Below are 21768 nucleotides of genomic sequence, written 5' to 3'. Positions count from 1 at the left end.
CCCCTGTGCCCGGGAGCGCCGGGAGTGCCGGGAGCGCCGGGAGCGCGGAGGGACCCGGGGGACCCGCAGCCACCGGTGGGGCCGCGGCGACCGCCGGAGCCGGCACCGGGAGCGCCGACCGTACGGGTCCGGCCCGTGCCGGCATCCTGGAACGGCTGCGCGGACGGCTGATCGTCTCCTGCCAGGCGTACCCGGGGGAGCCGCTGCGTGATCCGCTGATCATGCGTCAGATGTCGCTCGCCGTACTGGAAGGCGGTGCGGCCGGCATCCGCGCCCAGGGGCTCGACGACCTGCGCGCCATCCGCGCGGTGACCGACGTCCCGCTGATCGGCCTCTGGAAGGACGGCACTTCAGGGGTCTACATCACCCCGACCGCGCGGCACGCCCGCGAAGTCGCGGCGACCGGGGCGGACATCGTGGCCGTGGACGCGACCTTCCGTCCGCGTCCCGGCGGCGAGACGCTGGAGCAGACCGTCACCGCCGTACACCAGGCCGACCGGCTCCTCATGGCCGATGTCTCCAGCTACGAGGAGGGCATCGAGGCAGCCGCCCTCGGTGCCGATGTGGTCGGCACCACCCTGTCCGGTCACGTCGGCGGAGCTTCCCACCCGCAGGGTCCCGACCTCGACCTCGTCGCCCGGCTTAGCGCGGCGCTCTCCGTCCCGGTGCTGGCCGAGGGTCGTATCCACACTCCCGCGCAGGCCCAAGCCGCCCTGGACGCGGGTGCTTTCGCGGTCGTCGTCGGCACGGCCATCACCCACCCGACCAGCCTCACCCGGTGGTTCGCCGAGGGGATGGGGCAGGCCGGCGGATAGCCCGGTCGACAGCCCGGCGAGCGGTCGGCTCCGCCGGTCCCGCGCCGAGAGGTGCCGCGGGCACTCCGGTCCACCCGGGGTGCCCGCTCACGCACCGCTCAGCTCCAGGAGCTTGACGACCGTGTTCCAGTTGCGCGAGGTCGCGGTCAGACCCAGCCAGCGGTCGGAGAAGCGGGCGGCCAGCTTGGAGTTGCGGATCGAGTCCGGGAAGTGGGCGTAGATCTCCCGCTCACCGGCCCGGAACTCGTCGGGGGCGTAGACGGCCGGGTCCAGGGCCGCCAACTTGTCCCGGGGCGGGGGCCCGGACAAGAAGACGACCACGAACCGCGAGCCGTTCACACCCTCCATCGCGAACGGGTTGGCGTCGACCACGCGTCGCAGGTCCGTCCCCGTCCGGACCAGGCACGCGATGGTCAGCCCCAGCTCGTCGGCGATGCGTTGCTCCAACTCCGCTGCCAGGCGCTGCGGTTCCTCCTCCTTTCCGTGGGTGAAGACGGCGTTGCCGCTTTGCAGGTAGGTGCGCACCGCGGTGCCGCCCATGTCGGTGAGCAGGCCGCGCAGTGTCTCCATGGGGACTCGTGAGTGGCCCCCGACATTGATGCCGCGCAGAAGTGCGACATAGCTGGTGGCGGGCGGGTCCGCGCTGTCTGCGGTGGCCGCGGGGCCCGCGCTCTTCGGTGAACGTGGCGTATTGGTACTGGGTTTCGTCACCTCCGTAAAGGTAGTGGTGGTGGGCCGCGGCGGGCGGGCGCACGCGGGTGCGTAAAGAGGGGTCATGCGTGTGGGGGGGTGCGGCTCGGGCCGGTGGTGATTCGGGCACCGCCGCGATTCGATCCGCTGTAGGTCTGTTTCTCCTGAATCCATGCGGGTTATGCCGGATGTCCCTCTTTCGAGGGACGAAACGTACGCTGGAACGGTTCGGCACGATCGACGGTCATTAACTTCGCGCCCATGAGCAGCAGCCCGCAGCGCCCGATCGTCACCGAACTCCGGCTGTCGGCCTTCAAGTCACATCGCGGCGCCACTTTCCCGCTCGAACCGCTCACACTCCTCGCGGGGGCCAGCGGCACGGGCAAGTCGAGCGTCCTCGAAGGTCTGGCCGTGCTCGGCCGGCTCGCGTCCGGAGCAGATCTGCAGGAGGTGTTCGCGGTGTCCGGCACCGGCCGGTCGTTCGTGCGCGGGGGAGCGGCGGCATGCGTGCCGCAGGGCGCGAGGGCCGATGCGCAGGGGCGGCGCGGCTTCCGGATCGGCTGCACCACCAGTGGGCCGCTCGGCCCGGTCCGCCTCGACCTGGCCGTCCAGGTCGAACCCACCCTGCGGATCGTCGGTGAACGGCTCACCGGCTCGGGCGAGACCCTTCTGACCACCGCTCTGCGTGACCCGACCCGGCCGACCGTGCAGGCCGCCTGGCACACCGCCGGCGCCGTCGCGGTCACCCGCGCGCCCCTTCCCGACGACCGGCTGGCCACGTCGTTGCTGCCGCTGCGGGTCTCCGGGCATACGGAGGGGCAGCGGCTGGTGCTGTCCGCGGCCGAGCAGCTCGTGGTCGCGCTGCGCGGGGTCTTCCCGATCGCGCCGCGGCCGGAGTTGATGCGCGGCCCCGTCCGGGTCGGCGACGGGCGGCTGCGCGGTTCGTGCGACAACCTGTCCGCGGTGCTGGCCAGGACCGAGCACGAGTGCAGCATCCGGCACGGGATGCTGGTCGGCGCGGTACGCGACGTGTGCAGCGGGCCGGTGCGCGGCCTGACCGCGCTGCCCGCGCTGATGGCGGGCGACGGACGGGAGCCGCTGGTCGAGGCGGTGATCGCCGCGGTCGACCGCGGCGCGCTCGGTATGGTCCCGGTCGACCGGCTCGGCGACGGGGAACTGCGTTTTCTGGCGATGGCGTTGGTGCTGCTGACCGGACCCGGGGTGCTGGACGTCGACACCAGTACCGAGCATCTGCCGGCCGGGCAGGTGCTGACCGTGGTGGCCGACGGGCTCGACGTCGGTGTCGACCGGCGGCAGGCCCGGGAACTGCTCCGGCTGGCGGGGATCGCCGCCGCGCGGGGCCACATCAGGTTGCTGTGCACCGTGCAGGACCCGGCGTACGCGGAGGGGATCGACACGGCGGGCGGGGTCGCGCTCACGGTGCTCGGGGCGGGGTCGAAGGTGACGAAGTTGATGAAGAAGAAGGGGAGGGCGGGGGAGGGCGCGGAGCAGAGCGGCGGGGAGAGCGCGGGCGCTGGGGGCGGGGCGGGGTCCGAGGGAGTGGGGGACTCTGCGGGTACGTCAGGTTCCGAGGGCGTGGGGGGCTCTGCGGGTGCGTCAGGCTCCGAGGCTGGGGGAGACGTGGCGGATGCGGCGGAAGTTGGGGGCGTGGCGGACGTGGCCGAGGCGGCGGACGTGGCCGAGGCGGCGGACGTGGCCGAGGCGGCGGACGTGGCGGACCTGACGGGAGCCGCCGGTGTCGGGGACGTGGTGAGCTCTGCTGGTGCGACGGGTTCGGTGGATGCGGAACTCTCAGACGATGGGGTGTCCGCGGCTGGCGCGACCGGCTCGGTTGATGAAGACGGTGTGGCCGGTGCGGTGGATGACGTCGGCGGTGCGGGCGCCGGGAGGGGAGCGGGCGATGCCGAGGACCCGGACCCGGGTGATGAGTCGGCGGTAGGCGGGGCGGAGAGGCCGTGCGCGTCCGGACCGGGTGGAGTCGAACGGCGGGACACGGGCGGGTTCGCGGGGGAGGGAGACGGTGCCTTCGACAGCGCGTCGGCGAGGGCTGAGTCGACGACGGGGCATGCGGTGGCGCGGGACATCTGGGCTGAGGCCGTCGATGACGAGCGAGGACCGGCCCAACCCGCTCCGAGCGGTGCGGTTTCCCCGGATGTCCCCGTGGCGCCGTCGGCGTCCGGAGCCTCTCGTTACGGTGAAGCGCCGTTCGACCAGGCGGGATACGACGACTTCGGGTACGGCGGTCTGGCGTACGACGACTCCGAATTCGACGACTCCGAGTATGAGGCCCCCGACTACCGCGGCTTCGATCGAGCCGACTACGTCTACACCGAATCCGTCGACGACGTGCCCGGGCACGCGGAACCAGCGTGGTTCGATGCCGCGTTCGCGCAGCCGGTGCCGCCCGAGCCCGCACCGGCGGGGCCGCCTGTACAAGCAGGTCCACCTCTACCGACAGGTCCACCCGTACAGTCGGGCCCGCCCTCGGCGGCCGCCGTGCCCGTACCGGCGCCCCGCACCGGCCCCACGCGCTCGCCCGTGCCCCGCACCGGCCCCACACCCGTCCCCGCGCCCACGCCACAAGCGGGCTCCGTGCCGCCCGCCCGTAACGAAACCGGAGCTGCCGGCTCCCACCCCCCTTGTACATGCGCGCACGGTGAACCGCTCCCCGCCGCGGCCGAGGGCGAAGATGAGGTAGACCAGTCCGAGTGACGGACACACACGATCTCGCCGAACTGCAGCAACGCCTCGTGGACTTCGCGGCCGCGCGCCGCTGGGAGCCCTTCCACACCCCGAAGAACCTCGCCGCCGCGCTGAGCGTCGAAGCCTCGGAACTTCTGGAGATCTTCCAGTGGTTGACTCCCGAGCAGTCGGTGGCGGTGATGGGCGGGGACGATGACGCGGACCGGGTACGGGACGAGGTGGCGGACGTACTGGCGTATCTGCTGCAGTTCTGCGCCGTGCTCGACATCGACGTGCTGGCCGCGCTCGCCGCGAAGATCGACCGCAACGAACTGCGGTTTCCCGTGCCCGGACCGGCCGAGGACGGGGTTTCCGGGCACGACCATCCCTCGAAAGAGTGATCGAGTTATCCACAATCGGAGAGTTATCCACAGCTTCGAATCCGCCCCTCGCCGACCGCTTGCGCCGTGTCACTCTGGGTGACATGAGGACGGCGGCACCGAGTCGCCGCGCTGACGCGGAGGGTGCAGAAGATGGATGCGGCACGGCTTGTAGCGGAGGCGGAACGGGCGATGGGCCGCGATCCGCAGCCGGACGACGTCATCGCCGAGGCATGGCAGGCGTATGAGCTGACGGAGGCGATCGGACGGCTGCTGGCGGAGGTGTGGGGGCGAGAGGCGGAGGGTGGCCGACCCGGCGAGCGTGGGGCGGCGCGCGATCCGGGGCGTACGGTGTCGCGGGCCGGGCCCGCGCCGGTGGTCTCGGCCACGCGGGTCGGCCCGCCCCGGGCCGCCCGGTTGAGCACGGTCCGTGAGCCCGCGGGCACACTGCGGGCGCTGCGGGCTCTCCTCGGTGAGATCGGGCTCGCCCTGGTCGAGCTCATCTCCTCCGCCTGCGACGAGAAGACCTACTGGGAGTGCGTCGAAGCGCTGGACGCTGTGGACGAGGCCAAGGACCGAGCGCAAGTGCTGGCGCGCGCCGATTCGGGGTGACGCGGTCGGCCCCGCACCTGATGCAGGATGGAGGAATGGATCTACGTATCTTCACCGAGCCCCAGCAAGGGGCGAGCTACGACACGCTGCTGGCCGTCGCCAAGGCCACCGAGGACCTGGGCTTCGACGCCTTCTTCCGCTCCGACCACTACCTGACGATGGGCGGGGACGGTCTGCCCGGACCCACGGACGCGTGGATCACACTGGCCGGCCTCGCGCGGGAGACCAGCCGGATCAAGCTCGGCACGCTGATGACCGCGGGCACCTTCCGGCTGCCTGGTGTGCTGGCCATCCAGGTGGCGCAGGTCGACCAGATGTCGGGCGGCCGCGTCGAGTTCGGGCTCGGCGCGGGGTGGTTCGAGGCGGAGCACACCGCGTACGGAATCCCCTTCCCGAAGGAGAAGTTCGGGCGGCTGGAGGAGCAGCTGGCCGTCATCACCGGACTGTGGGGGACACCTGCGGGGCAGACCTTCGACTTCGACGGCAAGTTCTACCAGCTCAAGGACTCGCCGGCGTTGGCCAAGCCCGCGCAGCCGTCGCTTCCGGTGATCATCGGCGGGATGGGTGTCAAGCGCACGCCGGAGCTGGCGGCGCGCTATGCGGCGGAGTTCAACGTGCCGTTCGCGTCGGTCGAGGACAGCGGCAAGCAGTTCGAGCGGGTGCGGGAGGCGGCGCGGTCGGCCGGTCGGGCGGCGGACGACATCGTCCTGTCCAACGCTCTGGTCGTCGCGGTCGGCAAGGACGACGCCGAGGTGAGCCGGCGGGCGGCGGCGATCGGCCGGGAGGTGGACGATCTGAAGGCCAACGGGCTGGCCGGATCGCCTGCCGAGGTCGTCGACAAGATCGGGCGGTACGCCGAGACGGGCGCCACGCGGTTCTACCTCCAGGTTCTCGACCTGAAGGATCTGGACCACCTGGAGCTGATCTCCGCGCAGGTCCAGTCGCAGGTCGGGTGACGGCGCGGTGACGCCGCCCGTGCCCGCGGCGGAGCCTGGCCCCGCCCGCGGGCCGGGCGGACCGGCCGCCGGAGAAGAGCGCACCGCAGAAGCAACGCAGAAGGAAGGTGAGGCGATCGGAGAAAGGCCGGTCGTGCCGGACGAAGGGGCGCTGGTACTGGACGGCGGGTTGTCCAACCAGCTTGCGGACCAGGGCTGCGACCTGGCGGACCCGCTGTGGACGGCACGGCTCCTGGCGGACGAGCCCGAGCAGATCCTCGCGGCCCACACCGCATACCTGGAAGCGGGCGCCCAGGTGCTCACCACGGCCAGCTATCAGGCGACGTACGAAGGGTTCGCGCAGCGCGGTGTCGGCCGCGCGGAGGCGGCACGACTCCTGCGCCGCAGCGTCGAGTTGGCCCGGCGGGCGGCAGCGGGCCGGCCCGGGGTGCGGGTGGCGGCGTCGGTCGGACCGTACGGCGCGATGCTGGCGGACGGGAGCGAGTACCGCGGGCGGTACGGGCTGAGCGTGCGGGAGTTGGAGAGGTTCCATCGACCGCGGATGGAGGCGCTGGCGGCGGCGGGGCCGGATGTCCTCGCGTTGGAGACGGTGCCGGATGTCGACGAAGGGGAGGCGATGCTGAGGGCGGCCGAGGGCGCCGGGGTGCCGGTGTGGCTGTCGTACACGATCGAGGGCGGCCGGACACGGGCCGGGCAGCGGTTGGAGGATGCCTTCGCGCTGGTGGCGGGCCGGGACGAGGTGGTCGCGGTGGGCGTCAACTGCTGCGCCCCGGGCGAGGTGACGGATGCGGTGCGGTTGGCCGCGGAAGTCTCGGGCAAGCCGGTGGTGGCCTATCCCAACAGCGGAGAGCAGTGGGACGCCGAAGGGCGGCGCTGGGTGGGGGGGTCGGTGTTCGATCCGGGGCTGGTGACCGGGTGGCGGCAGGCGGGCGCGCGGTTGGTCGGCGGCTGCTGCCGGGTGGGCCCGGCCGGGATCGCCGGTGTCGCGGCGGAGTTGCGGGGCGGCTGAGCCGGCGGGCTGCTTCGGCGGGCGGCGGTGCAGGAAGCGGCCAGGCGGTCCCGGGGCAGGCGGTCCCGGGCAGGCCGTCCCGGGATGGGCGGTCGGGGCAGCAGAGCGCGGGCGGTCGGTAATCCGGTGTCGGCCGGGAGCCCGGCCGTCGATACTCGGATACGTGTTCATGACGATCACTGCCACCGGCAGCACCGAAGTTCCGGCCACTGACCTGGGGTTCTTGCTTCACAAGCATCCGGACAAGGCACAGGCGTTCTCGACGGCGTACGGCGAGGCGCATGTGTTCTACCCCGAGGCGACCGCTGAGTCGACCACCGCTGCGTTGCTGCTGGAGGTGGATTCGCCCGCGCTGGTGCGGCGCGGGAAGGGCCGAGGTCGTGGTGGCGCGCCCGATGCCGCGCTCGCCCAGTATGTGAACGACCGGCCGTATGCCGCGTCGTCGTTGCTGGCGGTGGCGTTGCGGACGGTGTTCTCGAGCGCGCTGCGCGGGGAGTGCCGGACACATCCGGAGCGGGCGGCGGCGCCGATGCCGCTGCGGGTCGAGGTGCCCGTGCTGCCCGCGCGGGGTGGGCCGGAACTGGTGGCGAAGCTGTTCGAGCCGCTGGGATGGCGAGTGGCGGCCGAGCCGATCCCGCTGGACGCGAGGTTCCCGGAGTGGGGCGAGTCGCGGTATGTGGCACTGACGTTGGAAGGGGAGTTGCGGCTGGCCGACGCGTTGCGGCACCTGTATGTGCTGCTGCCGGTGCTGGATGACGCCAAGCACTACTGGGTGTCGGCGGACGAGGTGGACAAGCTGCTGAGGTTCGGCGAGGGGTGGCTGCCGCGGCACCCGGAGCAGAAGTTGATCACCAGCCGCTACCTCTCCCGGCGCTGGTCGCTGACGCGGCAGGCGATGGAGCGGCTGGAGCTGGTGCGGCTGGCCGACGCCGATGACATCGAGGTGGAGGAGATCGACAACGCGGTGGAGCCGGAGGTGCCCGAGGAGGTGGCGGAGCGGCCGGCGCCGCTGGCGGTGCAGCGCAGGGAGGCGATCCTCGCCGAGCTGCGTGGGGCGGGCGCGGCGCGGGTGCTGGACCTGGGCTGCGGGCAGGGGCAGTTGGTGGCGGCGCTGCTGAAGGAGGTGCGGTTCACCGAGATCGTGGGTGTGGACGTGTCGGTGCGGGCGCTGGACATCGCGGCGCGCCGGTTGCGGCTGGACCGGATGGGGGAGCGGCAGGCCGGGCGGGTCGCGCTGCTCCAGGGATCGCTGGCGTACACCGACGCGCGGCTGAAGGGATACGACGCGGCGGTGCTCAGCGAGGTGGTCGAGCACCTGGACCTGCCGCGGCTGCCGGCGCTGGAGTACGCCGTGTTCGGGGCGGCTCGGCCGCGGACGGTGGTCGTGACGACACCGAACGTCGAGTACAACGTGCGGTGGGAGTCGCTGCCGGCCGGGCATGTGCGGCACGCGGACCACCGGTTCGAGTGGACGCGGGCGCAGTTCGGCGCCTGGGCGGACGGGGTGGCGGAGCAGTACGGCTACCAGGTGCGGTTCGTGCCGGTCGGGCCGGACGACCCCGAGGTGGGGGCGCCCACGCAGATGGCCGTCTTCGCTCTCGCCGGGGGCCCCGACGCGGATCACGGCGCCGGGACCGGTGAAGACCGTAGGCAGGGCCGCGAGCAGGACCGTAAGCGGGACCAGGACAACAAGGACGAGAAGGAGGCCGTCGCATGACCGAGCACTGTAGGAACCCGGACACCCCGGACACTCCGGACACCCCGGACGCCCCGCAGATCGAGGAAACACCGGCTTCCGCGGCCGCGCCGGACGCGGTGAAGCCGCCGCGCGAGCTGGCCGTCACCGACCTTTCGCTGGTCGTGCTGATCGGGGCCACCGGTTCGGGCAAGTCCACGTTCGCCGCGCGGCACTTCAAGCCGACCGAGGTGATCTCGTCGGACTTCTGCCGCGGCCTGGTCGGCGACGACGAGAACGACCAGAGCGTGACGCGCGACGCGTTCGACGTGCTGCACTACATCGCGGGCAAGCGGCTCGCGGCGGGGCGCCGCACCGTGATCGACGCGACCAGCGTGCAGATCGAGGCGCGCCGCCAGTTGATCGCGCTGGCCCGCGAGCATGACGTGCTGCCGATCGCGATCGTGCTGGACGTCCCGGAGCGGGTGTGCGCCGATCGCAACGCGACCCGCCCGGACCGCGCCGGGATGCCCCGCCACGTCGTCCAGCGCCACACGCGCGAGCTGCGCCGCTCGCTGCGCGGCCTGGAGCGCGAGGGTTTCCGCAAGGTCCACATCCTGCGCGGCACCGAGGAGGTGGACACCGCGCGGGTGGTCACCGAGCGCCGGTACAACGACCTGACCCACCTCACCGGCCCCTTCGACATCATCGGCGACGTGCACGGATGCAGCTCGGAGCTGGAGACGCTGCTGGCGAAACTCGGTTACCGCGACGGCACCCACCCCGAGGGCCGCACCGCCGTGTTCGTCGGCGACCTGGTCGACCGGGGTCCGGACAGCCCTGGCGTGCTGCGCCGCGTGATGGGCATGGTCGAGGCGGGCACCGCCCTGTGCGTGCCGGGCAACCACGAGAACAAGCTCGGCCGCTACCTCAAGGGCCGCAACGTGCAGCACACCCACGGCCTCGCCGAGACCATCGAGCAGTTCGAGCGGGAGGACGAGCGCGACCCCGGGTTCCGCGCGAAGGTGAAGACCTTCGTCGAGGGCCTGGTCAGCCACTACGTGCTGGACGGGGGCAAGTTGGTGGTCTGCCACGCCGGGCTGCCCGAGAAGTACCACGGCCGCACCTCCGGCCGGGTCCGCTCGCACGCCCTGTACGGCGACACCACCGGCGAGACCGACGAGTTCGGCCTGCCCGTGCGCTACCCGTGGGCCGAGGACTACCGCGGCCGCGCCGCCGTCGTCTACGGCCACACCCCCGTGCCGACCACGTCGTGGATCAACAACACCCTGTGCCTCGACACCGGCGCCGTCTTCGGCGGCCGGATGACCGCGCTGCGCTGGCCGGAGCGGGAGATCGTCGACGTGCCGGCCGAGCAGGTCTGGTACGAGCCGGTGAAGCCGCTGGCCACGCCCGCGCCCGTCGCGAAGGACGGCCGTCCGCTCGACCTCGCCGACGTCGCCGGCCGCCGTACCGTCGAGACCTCCCGGATGGGCCGGCTCGCCGTCCGGGAGGAGAACGCGGCCGCGGCCCTCGAGGTGATGAGCCGCTTCGCGGTCGACCCGCGCCTGCTCGGCTATCTGCCGCCGACCATGTCGCCGTGCGCCACGTCCACCCAGGAGGGGTACCTGGAGCACCCGGCCGAGGCGTTCGCCTCCTACCGGGACGACGGCGTCGCACAGGTCGTCTGCGAGGAGAAGCACATGGGCTCGCGCGCGGTCGCCCTGGTCTGCCGCGACGAGGCCACCGCCAGGGACCGCTTCGGCGTCACCGCCCCCGGGGTCACCGGCGCCGTGCACACCCGCACCGGCCGGCCCTTCTTCGACGACCCGGCCGTCACCGAGGAGGTGCTGGCCCGGCTGCGCGCGGCCGTCACCACCGCCGGCCTGTGGGAGGAGCTGGGCACCGACTGGCTGCTGCTCGACGCCGAGTTGCTGCCGTGGTCGCTGAAGGCGTCCGGTCTGCTGCGCAAGCAGTACGCCGCGGTGGGCGCCGCGTCCGGCGCCGCCTTCCCCGCCGCCCTCGCCGCGCTGGAGGCGGCGGCCAAGCGTGGCACCGACGTCTCCACGCTGCTGTCCCGGCAGGGTGAGCGGGCCGCCGACGCGGCCGCGTTCACCGAGGCGTACCGCCGCTACTGCTGGAGCACCGACGGGCTCGACGGGGTGCGGCTGGCACCGTTCCAGCTGCTCGCCGTCCAGGACCGCAGCCTCGCGGACGTGCCGCACGACCGGCAGCTCGCCCTCATCGACCGCCTGGTCGAGGCCGACACCAGCGGCCTGCTCCAGCCCACCCGCAGTTTGCACGTCGACACCGGCGACGAGCAGTCGGTGGCCGCCGGGGTGCGCTGGTGGCTGGAGATGACCGAGGAGGGCGGCGAGGGCATGGTGGTCAAGCCGCTGGCCGCGCTGGTACGCACCGAGTCCGGCCGACTGGTGCAGCCCGGGGTGAAGTGCCGTGGTCGGGAGTACCTGCGGATCATTTACGGTCCGGAGTACACCCGCCCCGAGCACCTGGCCCGGCTGCGCGGCCGTACGCTCGGCCACAAGCGGTCCCTCGCCCTGCGCGAGTACGCCCTCGGCCTGGAGGCGCTGGACCGGCTCGCCACCGGTGAGCCGCTGTGGCGGGTGCACGAAGCGGTCTTCGCGGTGCTCGCGCTGGAGTCCGAGCCGGTCGACCCGCGGCTGTGAACCCGGGGCGGTGAACCCGCGGCGGTGAACCCGTCCGCCCCCCGTCGGGCCGTACGCGTACGGTGCCGTGCCGCACACCGCGGTACGGCACCGCCCGTCGTACGGCACCGCCCGTGCCCGTAGCCACCCGCACCCACCACCCCCCCCGCACCCACCACGCCCCGGCCCCGGCACACCACCGACCCGGCACAACGGGCGCGCTGCCGTGTTGAGCCGTCCCCGACGTGGGAAGCTCTTCTTCCATGGCTTCCATGGCGGACAACGGCTTCCACGTCGACTCCGAGACCGGGCGGCTGCGCCGCGTCATCCTGCACCGCCCCGATCTCGAACTGAAGCGTCTGACCCCGACCAACAAGGACGCGCTGCTCTTCGACGACCTGCTGTGGGTCCGACGGGCCAGGGCCGAGCACGACGGGTTCGCCGACGTGCTGCGCGACCGCGGCGTGCAGGTCCACCTCTTCGGCGACCTGCTGTGCGAATCGCTTGAGGTGCCGGCGGCGAAGCGGCTCGTCCTGGACCGGGTCTTCGACGAGAAGGAGTACGGCCCGCTGGCCACCGGGCACCTGCGAGCGGCGTTCGACGAGTTGCCGGCCCCGGACCTGACCGAGGCGCTGGTCGGGGGCATGACGAAACGGGAGTTCCTGGAGCGGTTCGCCGAGCCGGTCTCGGTCCGGTTCCACGCCATGGACCTGGACGACTTCCTGCTCAACCCGCTGCCCAACCACCTGTTCACCCGCGACACCTCCGCCTGGGTCTACGACGGGGTGAGCATCAACGCGATGCGCTGGCCGGCCCGGCAGCGCGAGACCGTGCACTTCGAGGCGATCTACCGGCACCACCCGCTCTTCGCCGACGGCGGCTTCCACGTCTGGTCCGAGGGCCAGAACGCGTACCCGTCGACGATCGAGGGCGGCGACGTGCTGGTGATCGGCCGCGGCGCGGTACTGATCGGGATGAGCGAGCGCACCACCCCGCAGGCCGTCGAGATGCTGGCGCGCGGGCTGTTCGAGGCCGGTTCGGCCCGCACCATCGTGGCGCTGGACATGCCGAAGGGGCGGGCGTTCATGCACCTGGACACGGTGATGACCATGGTCGACGGCGACACCTTCACCCAGTACGCGGGCCTGGGGATGCTCCGGTCGTACACCATCGAGCCGGGCGCGGAGGAGGGCGAGCTGAAGGTCACCGACCACGCGCCCGAGCACATGCACCGGGCGATCGCCGCCGCCCTCGGCCTCGACGCGATCACCGTGCTCACCGCCACCCAGGACGTGCACGCCGCCGAACGCGAGCAGTGGGACGACGGCTGCAACGTCCTGGCGGTGGAACCGGGCGTCGTGGTGGCCTACGAGCGGAACGCGACCACCAACACGTTCCTGCGCAAGCGCGGCATCGAGGTGATCGAGATCCCCGGCAGCGAACTGGGCCGGGGCAGGGGAGGGCCGCGCTGCATGACCTGCCCGATCGAGCGCGACGCGGTGTGACCGGCGGCTTACCTCAGGGGGCTGTATAAGAATGCCGATCATCGTATAGGGTTCCAGTATTCGATGACGCCGCACGCTAGGAGTTCCGCATGGCCGTCGACCTCAAGGGCCGGCACTTCCTCAAGGAGCTGGACTTCACTCCGGAGGAGTTCCGCCACCTCGTGGAGCTGGCCGCGGAGCTGAAGGCGGCCAAGAAGGCGGGCGCCGAGGTGCAGCGGCTGCGCGGGCGGAACATCGCGCTGGTCTTCGAGAAGACGTCCACCCGGACCCGCAGCGCCTTCGAGGTCGCCGCCGCCGACCAGGGCGCCGGCACCACCTACCTCGACCCGTCCGGCTCGCAGATCGGCCACAAGGAGTCGATCAAGGACACCGCCCGGGTGCTGGGCCGGATGTTCGACGGCATCCAGTACCGCGGGCACGCCCAGACCGCCATCGAGGAACTGGCCGCGCACGCCGGAGTACCGGTGTGGAACGGCCTCACCGACGAGTGGCACCCCACCCAGATGCTCGCCGACGTCCTCACCATGACCGAGCACAACCCCAAGCCGCTGTCCGAGATCTCCTACGCCTACCTCGGCGACGCCCGCTACAACATGGGCAACTCGCTGCTGGTCACCGGCGCGCTGCTCGGCATGGACGTACGGATCGCCGCGCCCGAGGCGATGTGGCCGCAGGCCGACGTGGTCGCGCAGGCCCGCGGGTTGGCGGCGCGGACCGGGGCGCGGATCACCCTCACCGAGAGCGTCGAGGAGGGCGTCCGGGGCGTCGACCACGTGCACACCGACGTGTGGGTGTCGATGGGCGAGCCCAAGGAGGTCTGGGACGAGCGCATCCGGCTGCTCTCCCCGTACGCCGTCACCGCCGACGTGATGCGGGCCACCGGCAATCCGCAGGCCACCTTCCTGCACTGCCTGCCCGCGCTCCACGACCTCGGCACCACCGTCGGCCGTGAGATCCACGAGCGGCACGGCCTGGACTACCTCGAAGTCTCCGACGAGGTCTTCGAGTCCGAGCGGTCCGTCGTCTTCGACCAGGCCGAGAACCGCATGCACACCATCAAGGCGATCCTGGTCGCCACCCTCGCCTGAGCCCGGCGCCTGCGGGCGCCCGGCCGAACTCGGCTAGGGTACGGACGAGTTCCGGTCCCCGTGACCGGAAGCACGCCGGCCGGCAGGGGGAGGCATGGAGAACGGCGAGAGCGCGCCGACCAGCACCGCGGACAGCGGGAGCGGGCCGGGAGAGGCGCGGTCCGTGCTGACAGCGGTCGTGGTGCACGCCGAGGGCGCGGTGTGCACGCGCCGAGCCTCGGTCGTCCTGCCTACGGCCGTGACCGCGGCTGGGCCGGCGTCCACGGCCGCACCCGAGTCCGTGCCCGGTAGCGACGGTACGGTCCGGGTCCGGATCGGCGGCCTGCCACCGACCTTGAGCGCGGGCTCGCTGCGCGGGAGCGTGGTGTCGGGGCCGCCCGGGCTGCGGGTGGCGGACATCCGCGTCGATGTCGCGGCCACGCTGCGGCGCGGCGAGGAGGCCCCCGGCCTGCGGCTGGACCTGGAGGACGCCGAGGACCGCCTGGCGAGGCTGCGGGACCGGCGCGAGCGGCTGGCGGGCGAGATCGAGGAGGTCGCCGGGTTCCGGGCCGAACCGCCCCAGACCCGGCGCGGCGACCCGCCCCGCTGGGCGCCCGTGGAGTCCATCCTCGCGCTGGCCGGGTTCGTCGACGCGCGGCTGGCCGTGCTGCACACCCGACTGCGCGCCACCGAGGACGAGTTGGAGCAGGCCGAACACGACGCCGACGTCCTCAGGCACCGGCTGAACGAGTCGTCCGGCGCGCTGCTCGCCGACCGGGTGGAGCCGTCCGTGTACGCGGTGGTGACCCTGGTGTCCGACGGCGCGGGCCCGGCCGACGGCACCGTCTTCGTGGACGGTACCGACTCCTCCGACGGTACCGACTCCTCCGATGACGGTACCGGCTCCTCCGACGGCGCCGACCCCTCCGATGACGGTACCGGCTCCTCCGACGGCGCCGACCCCTCCGATGACGCCGCCGACTCCTCCGACGGTACCGGCCCCTCCGATGACGCCGCCGACTCCTCCGCGGCAGCCGAGGTGGAACTGGAGTACCACGTACCCGGCGCCACCTGGGCCCCCGTCTACCAACTGCGCCTGGACGGCGACAGCGGCGCCGGCACCCTGGTGCTGCGCGCCTGCGTCGCCCAGCGGACCGGCGAGGACTGGACCGGCGTACGGCTCGGCCTGTCCACCGCCGACCTGCTGCGCCGCGCCGACCTGCCGGAGCTGCGCAGCCTGCGGATCGGCCGCAGCCAGCAGGAGCCCGCCGGCCCTGGCTGGCGCGAACCCCCGCCCGGCCTCGACGAGTTGTTCACCGGCTACGACACCGCGAAGGCCGCCGAGGACGCGCGCCACCCGCAACTGCCGGCGGCGGGTCACGCATTGGCCTCCGCCCCCGTCGTGCCGCCCGCGCCGGGAGGCGCCCTGACCCTGTCCCCGTCCTTCGGGCCGCTGGGCGAGGGCCACGGCGCGGCGCAGGAGGAGGCCGACTTCGGCTACGGAGGCGCGGCCGAGGTCACCCGCTCGTTCTCCGGGTCCGCGCCGCCCGCGCCGGCGCCCCCGTCCGCACAGCCCCGGCACCGCGCCGCCGCCCGCCGGCCCAAGGTCTCCGCGGACATGGGACCCGCCCCCGGGGCCCCGCCGCTGCCGACCGCACCGCTGCCGGCCCTGGCCCCGCAGCCCGCGCCGCCTGCCCACCTCGCCCCCGCCGCCGAACTCCTCGACTACGCAAGCCTGGTGATGGCCGGCCCGCAGGCGTCCGAGGGCCGCGGCACGTTGCGCACCGCCGGTGAGGGCACGGACGCGGTCGTCACGGAGTACCGCCGCCGGGCCGCGGCCGTGGCGCGCCTGGCCCGCCCCGCGCACGCGGTGGACGTCCGGCTGTCGGCCGGCTCGTTCGACTACCGCTTCGACACCGCGGCACCGGTCGACGTCGAGGCGGACGGCCAGTGGCACACGGTGCCGGTGAGTGAGATCCCGGTCCGCACCGAGTTCGAGTACGTCTGCGTCCCGGCGCAGGACACCGCCGTGTTCGGCACGGTCCTGGTCACGAACACCTCCGCGCACCCGCTGCTCGCCGGCCCCGCCGACGTCATGGTCGACGGCGACTTCGTGCGCACCGCGGCCCTGCCGACCCTCGCCCCGGGGCAGCGGCAGGCGGTCGGCCTCGGGGTGGCCGAAAGCGTCCAGGTGGCGCGGCGGGCCCACATGCGCGAGTCGACCGCCGGGCTGCGCGGCGGCACCACCGTGCTCGACCACACCGTGGAGGTGGAGGTCGCCAACCGGCTGCCGTACCCGGCGCTCGTGGAGGTGCGCGAGCGCATACCGACCTCGGCCGACAAGGACGTCCGCATCGAGGAGCGTCGGGCCGAGCCGCGCTGGACCGACCCCGGTGCGCCACTGGACGGCCAGGAGGGGACCTACGTCGCCGGGGCCCGGGTGTGGCGGGTCACGCTGGAGCCGGGGCGGACCGCGACCCTCACCGGAGGGTTCGAGATCCGGCTGCCGGTGGGGAAGTCGGTCGTCGGCGGAAACCGGAGGAACTGAACCATGTCTGCCGCCCAGCACCCTTCGCCCGCCCAGCACCCTTCGCCCGCCCAGGACCCTTTCCCCGCAACGGACTTCCCGTCCATCCGGAACTCCTCGTTCGCCCGGGAGACCCCGGCCGCCCCGGACTCCGCTCCTGCCGGCGCCGGTGCGGACGCCGCCGCTCAGCGGGACCTGCTCCACCTGCCCATCACCGCGGTGACCTGCCTGGAGGACCGCGCCCAGGTCGAACGCACCGGCACCGTGCCGCTCGTCGCCGGTGTGCAGCGGCTGCGGGTCGGCCCGGTCACGCCGCTCGCCGTCGACCGCTCGCTGCGCGCGGACCTCTCCGCCCGCCCGGCGGACGGCGAACACGCCCCCGCCGCCCGCGTCGTGGACGCTCGCGTGGTCCGCGCGTACACGCCCGCTCCGCCCGGCGAACCCGGCCTCGACGCCTCGCAGTTGCGCCGCGACGTACACGAACTGGAACGGGAGCTGTACGACGCGCGGCAGCTGAAGCAGCGTCAGGAGAACGCGCTCGCCGTGATCGACCAGGCCAGGACCGATCTGCACCGTGACATCGTGCAGGGTGCGGGCGCGGGCTCCGCCGATCCGGAGCGCTGGGCCGACCGGCTGGACCGGGTGGACCAGGAGGCCGAGACCCGCATCGGCGAACTGCACCGGCTGCGCCGCCGGTTGCACGACATCGGCGAGGAACTGGGCGAGGCCCGGGCGGCGTTGGCGGCCACCGAAAGCGAACCGCAGGTGCTGACCGCGCACGTCGAACTCGTCGTGGAGGCGGAGGGCGCTGGCCCGGCGGAGGTCCGTGTCACGCATCTCGTCCCGTGCGCGCTGTGGCGGCCCGCCTACCGGGCGACGCTCGGCGCGGACCGGGACTCCGTGCGGCTGGAGACCGACGCGTTCGTGTGGCAGGCCACCGGCGAGGACTGGCACGGCGTCGCGCTGTCGCTGTCCACCGCGCGGCCCACCCTCGCCGCGAACCCGCCGGCCCTCACCGAGGACGTGCTCACGCTGCGTGAGCGCTCGGCGGAGGAGCGGCGCACCGTGGAGGTGAACCTCCGGGAGGAGGAGATCCGTACGGTCGGCGACGACTCGGCCGGCGACGCGGGCGCACCCGGGACCGGTGCCGCGGGCGGGGGCGGAGCCGGGGCCGCACGTCTGCCGGGGCTCGACGACGGCGGCGCGGTACGTACGCTGGCCGCCCCGCACCCGGTCGACGTCCCCTCCGACGGGCGGCCGCACCGCGTGCACCTGTCCTCCTTCACCGCGCCCTGCCGCGCGGAGCGCACTTGCGCCCCCGAGCTGTCGCCGCTGCTGGTGACGACCGCGCACTTCACCAACGCGGCCGGCCATGTGCTGCTGGCCGGACCGGTGGACCTGGTACGGGGCAGCGGCTTCGTCGGCCGCGGCGAGCTGGCGTTCACCGGCGTCGGCGCCCAGGTCCGGCTGGCGTTCGGCAGCGAGGACACCTTCCGGGTGGTCCGTCAGGTCGAGGAGACCCGCGACACCGCGGGGCTGGCCGCCATCAACCAGCGCACGGTGATCACCCGTCAGGTCCGGCTGTTCGTGTCCCGGCTCGACGCACCGTACGGCGGCGGCGCGCAGGAACTGGTGATCCGCGAGCGTGTCCCGGTCTCGGAGGTCTCGGCGGTCGAGGTACGGGTGCGGGCCGAGTCCTCGTCACCCGCCCCCGACGAGCCCGACGACGAGGGCATCGTCCGCTACGCACTGGCCCTCGGCCCGGGCGAACGGCGCGAGATCACCCTCGTCTACGAGCTCACGGCGTCGAGTTCGGTGACGGGTCTGTAGCGGCCGGCCCGCCGCCGAACCGCCCGGACCCCTTCCCTGCGGCTCCGCCCGCACCCCTTCCGTGCCGTTCCGCACGCACCCGCTCGTCCGTACCCGGTACCCGGTACCCGTACCGTTCCGCACGCACCCGCTCGTCCGTACCCGGTACCCGGTACCCGTCGCCCGTGCCCGCTCGCCGTGCCGAACCGCCCGTACGCGTTCCGCTCGCCCCGATCCCGCCGCACGCCGTCGAGTTGACGTTCAGCGACATGAACTCCATTCCTATACAGGGTCATTGACGGCCCGCCCCGCCCGTGCTATCCAAGTGAACGTCCAAAAGACTAGACCTAGTTCACGTAACTGAACAACGAGCACGGAAGGTTCCCCCCACATGAGAATCCGCTCCAAGCTCCTCGTCGCGGCGACCGCCATGGGCGTCGCCGCGACCCTCGGGCTCCTCGGCACCACCAGCGCGAGCGCCGCGTCCCCCACCAAGGCGCCCGGCGGCAACTTCAACCTGTCGGTCTGGGAGTTGCAGGAGCCCGTCGGCTCCCCGGGCTCGCCGACCACCATCCCGTCCTCCCAGCTCCAGGGCGACGACGGCTTCCAGGACTCGTACTTCTACACCGACACCCGCGACGGCGCGATGACCTTCTGGGCCCCGGAGAAGGGCGTCACCACGCCCAACTCCAACTACGCCCGCTCCGAGTTGCGCGAGATGAACTCCAACGGCAGCGCCGCGGACTGGTCGCTCGGCGGCAGCCACAAGCTCAACGCGACGCTGCGCGTGGTCTCCGTGACGTCGAACGTCTGCGTCGGGCAGATCCACCTCGGCAGCGGCGGGTCGTCCACCAAGCCGCTGATCGAGCTCTACTACCACGCGAACGGCGACATCGTGGCCGGCGTGGAGAACTCGCCGTCCGGCGGCCAGACCACGCACACGGTCGGCCACGTGTCGATCGGCAAGACCTGGAGCTACACGATCGCCGTCTCCGGCGGCGACACCATCGACCTGACGGTCAACGGCAGTACCACGCACTACGCCATCGCGTCGTCCTTCGACGCCTACAAGCAGTACTTCAAGGCCGGTTCCTACAACCAGTCCTCCTCCGACAGCACCACCAACGGAGCCCGCGTCGCCTTCTACGGGCTCACCGTCTCCCACAGCAGCTGAGCCCTGACCCCGCGAACTCCCGCCCCGCCGCGCCGGGTTGACCCGACGCGGCGGGGTTCGCCGCGGATGGCGCCGGTATCGCCCCGACGGAAATCACAAAAGGATAACGGGTCTGGTCCAAACTTGACGACTTGTTCACTCCCGGGCAGGTATCCCTTCGAGGCGCCGTCACCGGGCCTCGACACGCTCCTACGGCCCCCACACGACTGAGGAGAAGCTGTGACGCCTCTGACCCGCCGTACGTTCCTCGGCGCAGCTGCCGGCACATCCCTCGCCGCCGCGCTGCCTGCCGGTATGCAGCAGGCGATGGCCGCGTCGCCGACCGCCGGCACGCTCGACGACGTCGAGCACGTGGTGATCTTCATGCAGGAGAACCGGTCCTTCGACCACTACTTCGGCACGCTCAAGGGCGTGCGCGGATACGCCGACCGCTCGCGCCTGCGCTTCCCGAACAACTCCGACGTCCTCCACCAGACCAGTTCGGGCCCCTCCGGCGGCAACCTGGTGCTGCCCTGGCACCTGGACACCTCGACGACCGACGCGCAGCGGGTGGTCGACCTCGACCACGGCTGGTCCGGCACCCACAGCGCGTGGAACAACGGCCTGTACAACAACTGGGTCCCGGCCAAGAGCGCGTACTCCATGGGGTACTACCAGCGCGCCGACATCCCGTTCCAGTACGCGCTCGCGGAGGCGTTCACCGTCTGCGACCAGTACTTCTGCTCGGTGCAGGGCCCGACCAACCCCAACCGGCTCTACCAGTGGTCCGCCACCATCGACCCGGCGGGGACCAAGGGCGGCCCGGTCACCGACAACTCCGAGAAGGGCTACAGCTGGACGACCTACGCCGAGCGGCTCCAGGCGGCCGGCATCTCCTGGCGGGTCTACCAGCAGCAGGACAACTACGACGACAACCCGCTCGCGTGGTTCAAGAGCTTCCAGCAGGCGGCCACCACGTCCCCGCTGTACGTCAACGGCATGCAGCGCCGTGCCGCCGGCGCCTTCGCCGCGGACGTCGCCGCCGGCACGCTGCCCTCGGTGAGCTGGATCGTCGCCCCGGCCAGCCAGTCGGAGCACCCCGACTACCCGCCGGCCTACGGCGCCGACTACACCTCGCAGTACGTCCTCCAGGCGCTCGCCGCGAACCCGGCGGTGTGGGCGAAGACGGTGGTCTTCCTCAACTTCGACGAGAACGACGGCTTCTTCGACCACGTGGCGCCGCCGGTGCCGCCGTCGGGGACGGCCGACGAGTTCGTCGGCGGCGCGCCGATCGGCCTCGGCCCGCGGGTGCCGATGATCGTCATCTCGCCCTGGAGCCGCGGCGGATACGTCAACTCCCAGGTCGCCGACCACACCTCGCCGCTGCGCTTCCTGGAGAACTGGACGGGCGTGAAGGAGACGAACATCTCCGCGTGGCGCCGGCTGGTCTGCGGCGACCTGATGTCGGCCTTCGACTTCACCACGGCCAACACCTCCTTCCCGTCGCTCCCGGACACCAAGGCGCTCGTCGCCGCCTGCGACGCGGAGAACTCGCTGCCCGACGCCGCGCCGCCGGCCACGCCGGTGGCACCCGTCCAGGAACAGGGCACCCGGCCGGCCCGCCGGATCGACTACTTCTTCGACACCACGTCGTGGACGGACACCTCGACCGGGCGGATCTGGTTCAAGACGGTCGGCACGGGCTCGCTGGGCGCCGCGTTCTCCGCCTACGCCGTCAACCACCGCACCTACGGCAGCTGGCAGTACACGCTGCCCGCGGGCGGGAACATCTCGGACTACTTCAGCGCCCAGACCTACGGCGGCGGGCCGTACGACTTCGACCTGCACGGCCCCGACGGCTACCTGCGCGGCTTCCAGGGCGACGTGCGGACCTGGAGCGACACCACCAAGGGCCACCCGGAGGCGGCGCTGTCGACAGCCCCGGCATCGCCGCGCTCCCTGGTGCTGACCTTGACCAACGGCGGCACCGTCGCCGTGCGGTTCACCGTCGGCGCCAACGGCTACTCCGGAAGCGGCGCCACGTCCGCTTCCGTCCCGGCCGGCGGCTCCAAGACGCTCACCCTCGCACCGGCCTCCGACGGCCAGTACGACTACACCGTGACGGCCGACGTCGGCGACGGCTTCGCCCGGCGCTTCGCGGGCCGCACCTACCCGTAGCACCCCCGACCCGCCCGCGCCTC

Annotated in this window: 14 protein-coding genes and 1 pseudogene; 14 read left to right on the top strand and 1 reads right to left on the bottom strand. The window is 72.7% G+C overall.

Annotated features, from left to right (window positions below):
• Positions 1-5: 5 nt before the first annotated feature.
• Positions 6-815, top strand: coding sequence for an N-acetylmannosamine-6-phosphate 2-epimerase (locus tag OG896_RS08645; protein ID WP_443057239.1), 810 nt, complete (start codon positions 6-8; stop codon positions 813-815).
• 87 nt (positions 816-902) lie between these two features.
• Here the strand turns inward: OG896_RS08645 and OG896_RS08640 are convergent, their stop codons facing one another.
• A complete protein-coding gene (locus tag OG896_RS08640; RefSeq protein WP_329363901.1) occupies positions 903-1592 on the bottom strand; it encodes a DUF1697 domain-containing protein in 690 nt (229 codons plus the stop codon).
• Positions 1593-1766: 174 nt separating this feature from the next.
• On the opposite strand from OG896_RS08640, the pseudogene OG896_RS08635 reads away from it, so the two are divergent.
• The 13 genes and pseudogenes from OG896_RS08635 to OG896_RS08575 form a co-directional block, all read left to right on the top strand.
• Positions 1767-2921: pseudogene (locus tag OG896_RS08635) on the top strand (AAA family ATPase); the annotation flags it as partial.
• Positions 2922-4234: 1313 nt separating this feature from the next.
• On the top strand, positions 4235-4609 hold the full coding sequence (locus tag OG896_RS08630; RefSeq protein ID WP_329363899.1) for a nucleotide pyrophosphohydrolase: 375 nt from the start codon (positions 4235-4237) through the stop codon (positions 4607-4609).
• A 132-nt stretch (positions 4610-4741) separates the two neighbouring features.
• Positions 4742-5200, top strand: coding sequence for a DUF6099 family protein (locus OG896_RS08625; RefSeq protein ID WP_329363898.1), 459 nt, complete (start codon positions 4742-4744; stop codon positions 5198-5200).
• 35 nt (positions 5201-5235) lie between these two features.
• A complete protein-coding gene (locus OG896_RS08620) occupies positions 5236-6156 on the top strand; it encodes an LLM class F420-dependent oxidoreductase (protein ID WP_328470401.1) in 921 nt (306 codons plus the stop codon).
• A 133-nt stretch (positions 6157-6289) separates the two neighbouring features.
• A complete protein-coding gene (mmuM, locus tag OG896_RS08615; RefSeq protein WP_329363896.1) occupies positions 6290-7165 on the top strand; it encodes a homocysteine S-methyltransferase in 876 nt (291 codons plus the stop codon).
• Positions 7166-7328: 163 nt separating this feature from the next.
• Positions 7329-8882, top strand: a complete 1554-nt coding sequence (locus OG896_RS08610) for a 3' terminal RNA ribose 2'-O-methyltransferase Hen1 (RefSeq protein WP_329363895.1) — start codon at positions 7329-7331, stop codon at positions 8880-8882.
• Positions 8879-11527: a polynucleotide kinase-phosphatase gene (locus OG896_RS08605; RefSeq protein WP_329363893.1), complete on the top strand. Its 2649-nt coding sequence runs from the start codon at positions 8879-8881 to the stop codon at positions 11525-11527. Before OG896_RS08610 ends, OG896_RS08605 begins: the two co-directional genes overlap by 4 nt.
• A gap of 242 nt (positions 11528-11769) precedes the next feature.
• Positions 11770-13011: an arginine deiminase gene (locus OG896_RS08600; RefSeq protein WP_329363891.1), complete on the top strand. Its 1242-nt coding sequence runs from the start codon at positions 11770-11772 to the stop codon at positions 13009-13011.
• A gap of 89 nt (positions 13012-13100) precedes the next feature.
• Positions 13101-14099 (top strand): ornithine carbamoyltransferase, encoded by a 999-nt coding sequence (argF, locus tag OG896_RS08595; protein ID WP_329363889.1) that lies wholly within the window; start codon positions 13101-13103, stop codon positions 14097-14099.
• A 94-nt stretch (positions 14100-14193) separates the two neighbouring features.
• Positions 14194-16626, top strand: coding sequence for a DUF4139 domain-containing protein (locus OG896_RS08590; RefSeq protein ID WP_329363887.1), 2433 nt, complete (start codon positions 14194-14196; stop codon positions 16624-16626).
• A gap of 3 nt (positions 16627-16629) precedes the next feature.
• On the top strand, positions 16630-18435 hold the full coding sequence (locus OG896_RS08585) for a mucoidy inhibitor MuiA family protein (protein ID WP_329363886.1): 1806 nt from the start codon (positions 16630-16632) through the stop codon (positions 18433-18435).
• A 370-nt stretch (positions 18436-18805) separates the two neighbouring features.
• On the top strand, positions 18806-19588 hold the full coding sequence (locus tag OG896_RS08580; RefSeq protein WP_402448553.1) for a polysaccharide lyase family 7 protein: 783 nt from the start codon (positions 18806-18808) through the stop codon (positions 19586-19588).
• A gap of 219 nt (positions 19589-19807) precedes the next feature.
• On the top strand, positions 19808-21745 hold the full coding sequence (locus tag OG896_RS08575; protein WP_329363884.1) for a phosphocholine-specific phospholipase C: 1938 nt from the start codon (positions 19808-19810) through the stop codon (positions 21743-21745).
• The last annotated feature ends 23 nt before the right edge of the window (positions 21746-21768 follow it).

It is taken from the genome of Streptomyces sp. NBC_00669 (assembly GCF_036226785.1).
Classification (GTDB): domain Bacteria; phylum Actinomycetota; class Actinomycetes; order Streptomycetales; family Streptomycetaceae; genus Actinacidiphila.
This window is presented reverse-complemented; position numbering and strand designations above follow the sequence as displayed.